Source organism: Microcystis flos-aquae FACHB-1344 (assembly GCF_014698375.1).
In the GTDB taxonomy this organism is placed as follows: domain Bacteria; phylum Cyanobacteriota; class Cyanobacteriia; order Cyanobacteriales; family Microcystaceae; genus Microcystis; species Microcystis aeruginosa.
The window spans coordinates 1-4,966 of sequence record NZ_JACJSW010000204.1 but is presented as its reverse complement, the minus strand read 5'-3'; the positions used below and the strand labels follow the sequence as shown (position 1 = coordinate 4,966).

Genomic DNA, 4,966 nt, shown 5'->3' with positions numbered 1-4,966 from the left:
CATTTTCAGGCGTGCGCTTAAGTCTCTCATGCTGACGATACTTTTATCCAGTGCAAAACCTATCCAACAGGACACAAAAGTAAATGTACTTAATGCGGGATAGTCATTTTTGGGGAGTGGCTTGAGAAGCTCTTTCATTAGTTTTGGGAAAATTGTTAGCATGGCTTATTCACATTTATTGGTGTATATTTACTTTGTTTTCTTATCTATAATATCAAATTTTGTACGACTTTTTTCCCCGTTCAACACTTCTGATAGTAATGTTTTTTCTGCTGGTGAAGAATTAATTAAAAAAATTTATAATACTCAAAGTTTACAGCGCAATACAGAAGATAAGAATTTGGCAGAGACAAAAGACAAGTTACTCCGATTAGTCACTTCGTCTCTTGCCACTATTGGAACAGTTCTTGATAGTGATGGAGTCATACTAAATCCGGTTATTAAAAACTGATTATTTATTTCCCCTTTTGTCTCTTGCATGAGTGCCTGTTCTGATATGTAGCGCATACTCAACGGATTTAGTATTAACCCTATATACTTTTGACTTTTTTATACTGTTCCGTCACGGCGGCATTTAATAGATCATCTTTAAAATTTCTGATTAATTTAATTACTAAATTATAAATACTGATGTATTCTTCATAATCGATAGCCCGCATGGGTTACGCTACCGCTAACCCATCCTACAAATAATTGTGCCTCCCTACTTAACTGCTATAATCTACTTATCAATAGTTAATAATTTCGATGAATTGATCGCAACTTATCCACAGGCAAAGCTGGTTAATTGAACATTTGCCGGGGTTAAGTGACCAAGATTGCCAAAAATTAAAGGATTGCGGTATCGACACCACCGCACAACTTCTGCAAAAAGTTCGTCCGCAATTGGGTAAGGAAAAATTAGCAGTAAGAATGCAAATTCAGGCTAAATATATTAATAAGTGGGTGGCAATGGCGGAATTAGCCTCGATTCCCGCCGTGGGTTGTCAATACTGCGGTTTGCTGGTTCATGCCGGTATTGCTTCCATCCCGCAATTGGCACAGACATCAATTCAGCAGTTGCATCGACAGATTCTCCGCTTTCAGGTGGCTAATCTGCAAAGACGCGATTTATGTCCCGATATTGCGGTGATGTTAGCTTGGATTGAACAGGCAAAAATCTTAACCAGAGAGTTAAAATAAGCCCTATCTCCGATAATTTTGGCATAAATTAGCCAAAAGTAGTGCCATTCCATCCCCAAAGATCACCTTTCGCCTCGGCAAATTCTAGATAAATGCGATTTTTCGGTATTCCTAAATAAGCCTCAATTTCTTGACAAAAATCACTACTCATGCTTTTAGTTTGAGCGGCGGAAATAGAACCAACACTTTTAATCTCCACATAACACACCGGCTCAAAAGTACCAGCAAAAGTCATTTTTATCCCCGATTCTAAAGCTGTCATCACATAGGATTCGGGTTTTCCCAGATGTTTAGCTAATTTAGCCGAAAGACTCTGCAAAAGTTGATTAACCGTCTCATCATCGAGGGAGGTGACAGAAGTTTGAATTTTAATTAGAGGCATAGAAAAAATCTCAGAAATATTTTTATATAATATAACAGTTTTGATAGCAATCACAGATATTCTTTTGCTTCAGAAGGCTTCAATCATCCAATCCTTGGGGAATTATGAATTATGAATTGGGGAGTGGGAAGTGGGAAAAAAACTGAATGTCATACTAAATCCTGTTATTAAAAACTGATTATTTATTTCCCCTTTTGCCTCTTGCATGAGTGCCTCGTCTCATAACTAGCCTGTACTCAACGGATTTAGTATCAGCATTCATCCCATCGCTAAAAGCGAGGGAATTCTGCTCACACTAAGTTAAAAAGAATACACGGCTGTTTTGATATTTTGGTAGTTATCATCTAGGTCTGATTCTAGGAGAATAATCGCAGTAATTCTTCTAGTCATCTCGCTTACTTCCTGCACTTCTGCGATAGTTAATCCCCGTCCTAATAATTTTTCCTCGCGATAACTTAGCCATTTTTTAATGACTTGATAACCCCCGATGGTATATTCCCAAACCCGGGCCGGTATATTTTGCCAATAGGCTCGATCATTGAGATAAATATCATAGGTGGTCGTTCCTAATAATTTTCGCATTTCTGGGCTAATTACGCTCATTTCTGCGGTTGTATATTGTCTGGCGATCGCTTTTCCTTTACCCGGCATTGTCACACCATTTTTACCCCCATGTCCCCAACCGACGTTAATAATTAAATCCCCCTTATCTGGGTTTAAATTTCCCCCATCAGTGCAGGAAATCAAGGCGATTTTTTGCAGTGCAGGGGTCGGTTTTTTGGTGACTCCTATAACTGGGTTTTCTGTGTCTAAAAGAGATGCGATCGCTTGTCCTAGTTCGGCGGATTTAATTAATAATTCTTGGCTATTGGGAAGGGGAATCCTTGGGAAGTCTTGACGAATACCGTCGGCATTTTCCCGAAGATATAAGGGAGAGTACCCAATCGCTAATGTGTGCAGCCAAATTAAGGAAGCATTCTCGATATTTTCATCAAGATTATTAATACCCAGTTGATTTAAGTATTGACGAGATTTTTCTGAAAGATTGGCTTTTATTGAAGGACTATTAAAGTTACTGGAATCGAATAATTTTCCTTGAGTATTATCTTCTGTATTCACCTTCTCTGAATTTTGACGTAATCGTATAGGAAAGTGATAAGCATGACCTCTAATAAAGTCAAAGTCTCCTAAACAGTTAGTAAAATAAAATGGTATTCCTTCGGGAGAGGCAACACCAGCAGGACGACTGACTAAAAAGGAATTACCTTGAAATTGATGAATAAATAGCGAAGGTCTAGACTCATTCCAAAGCGGTCTAATTTGAGTATAATAACACCATTTAACCTCATAGGGTCTGAGCAGATAAGGTAACAGCATTTGAGGATTAAATTTTTTGCGTAACTTTAAGACTTTATCTCTGGCTTTTTTGGCATCAAATCGAGCTGCATTTTTAGTTAAACCTGTATTAAGTGATGCTAATTCTTCCCATGAAACATTTTGATCAAAGTATTTACTTATTCTTTCCGAAAGAATAGTTTTATCACTATCAATAAAACTATAGCCTCGATTCTCTTTATAACCTGTAATTGGAGCTTCATCAGATAAATCTGTTAACTTTGGCCATGCTAAATAGTGAGAGGAAACATCGGAGGGACGGAAAGAATAACGATTAGATTGTTCTGGGTTAGAGACTTGATAAAAAGCATCAAAATCTTGATTATTTAAACTATCTAATAACTGTTCTCGTTTAGCAACTCCCCAGAAATGGCGAAAATAGACATCAACATTTTTATTCCTTACTTCCTTTCTTACCATTAATCCGATAGTTGTCCCGACTCGAATTCCTTCCTTATTGTATTGAGTAGAAAAAACACTAGGATCGGGATTACCTTCAGGGGTTAACTTTCCTGTTTCGCGACTATCACCATTGAGACAATCAAACCAAAGACGATCAAATTCTTGTAAAAATCTTTGCCGCATCACCACAAAAGAAGGATCACCGAGATAGGAAAAATTAGAAATATAACAAACAACCCCTTTACCAGTATTTTCTGAAATACATCTTTCTGCTAAACGAAAAAAGCGCACATATAACTCATCCAAATTAAACTTTTTAATCCCCCAATCGGAGATTAAACCCTGTTTATACACTTCCACTAAACCTGCTTCTTCTGCGGGACTGGTTCCAGCAAAAGCATTGTAGGGAGGATTACCGAGAATAACTAAAATCGGTTTACCGCGCTTAACTTCATCGGCTGCCTCTCGTTCCTTATTTAACTCCGGAAAACTTAATTGTAGCTGTTGAATTTTCTGTTTACTTTCCTCATCGGGAGGTTGCCAACCAGTTAAAGCATTAGTCAGATAAATCCCCACCCGTTCACTATCTTCTATTAAAGGTACACCCAAACTTTGCAGGAATAAACCTAATTGTAGATGAGCGACGACAAAAGGAGCGGTTAAAATCTCGAAACCGAAAATTCTTTCTATGGCTGCTTTTTTCACCAAAGCCATGGCTAAAGCACCCGCCCCATTTTCCTGTAAAGTATCGGTAATATAGCGCAAAACCTCGACTAAATAAGCACCAGTTCCACAGCAAGGATCGAGAATATAAACATCGGGATTAGCTAAACCGTCCTCAATATTTAATTCTTCTCGTAAAACTCGATCGACTCGCGCTACCATATAGCGAACAATTTCCGGAGGAGTGTACCAAACTCCCAATTCTTTGCGTAAATCAGGATCAAAAGCTTGCAGAAATGGTTCATAGAAATACTGTACCGCTTGTCCCTCATCGAATTGACGAAAAAATTCCTCCCGTCGCACTCGATTTAAAGCTGCACCGGTCCAATTCAAAACTTCTACTAATCCCAAAGATTTTAACTTACTCGGTGCGGCGATCTGCTCAAATAGGATCGCTAACATGGGAACATGGAGATTATGGGCTGCGGATTTCCAATCGAACTTATCCTCTTTATCCTCGCGATTGAGGTTTTGCTTGTGCCATAATACCCAAGCAGAAAATAAACCATAAAAGAGGGTTTGCACGAGGGTAGAACGAAAAAATTTATTCCCCTGTTCCCGTTCAAATTTGATACCGAGGGCATTTTCTAAAGCTTGACGAATATTGGCCAGAGCGGGAAGATCGGAATGATGTTCTAAGCGTGCTTTTGCGTCGCGCGCATAGGAAGCAAGAAACCAAGCAACATCGGCCGGTGAGGTGATAGGAGCCGCCTGTAAAAGCACTCTCTTTAGGTATTCTAAGAGGCTATCACCGTGTTCGGCGGCAAATTTGGATGGATTTGAGGTTTTTAGCCAAAACTCGGCTTCTGACGGGGCTAAACTATAGGCTTCTAATTCTACCGGTTGACCTTGGCTATTGCGACCGATGAGCAGAAAATCGCG

General features: G+C 39.0%; 5 protein-coding genes. 2 read left to right on the top strand and 3 right to left on the bottom strand.

The window, feature by feature from the left end; genetic code table 11:
• The first annotated feature begins 160 nt into the window (after window positions 1-160).
• Window positions 161-451, top strand: coding sequence for a hypothetical protein (locus H6G48_RS21140; protein WP_242034719.1), 291 nt, complete (start codon window positions 161-163; stop codon window positions 449-451).
• Window positions 452-530: 79 nt separating this feature from the next.
• Here the strand turns inward: H6G48_RS21140 and H6G48_RS26965 are convergent, their stop codons facing one another.
• Window positions 531-659, bottom strand: coding sequence for a hypothetical protein (locus tag H6G48_RS26965; RefSeq protein ID WP_277925643.1), 129 nt, complete (start codon window positions 657-659; stop codon window positions 531-533).
• 136 nt (window positions 660-795) lie between these two features.
• On the opposite strand from H6G48_RS26965, the gene H6G48_RS21135 reads away from it, so the two are divergent.
• On the top strand, window positions 796-1,182 hold the full coding sequence (locus tag H6G48_RS21135; RefSeq protein WP_242034718.1) for a DUF4332 domain-containing protein: 387 nt from the start codon (window positions 796-798) through the stop codon (window positions 1,180-1,182).
• A gap of 28 nt (window positions 1,183-1,210) precedes the next feature.
• Here the strand turns inward: H6G48_RS21135 and H6G48_RS21130 are convergent, their stop codons facing one another.
• Window positions 1,211-1,564 (bottom strand): phenylpyruvate tautomerase MIF-related protein, encoded by a 354-nt coding sequence (locus tag H6G48_RS21130; RefSeq protein WP_002734736.1) that lies wholly within the window; start codon window positions 1,562-1,564, stop codon window positions 1,211-1,213.
• 300 nt (window positions 1,565-1,864) lie between these two features.
• The coding region (locus tag H6G48_RS21125) for a type ISP restriction/modification enzyme (RefSeq protein WP_190723087.1) at window positions 1,865-4,966 on the bottom strand (3,102 nt) is incomplete at its 5' end.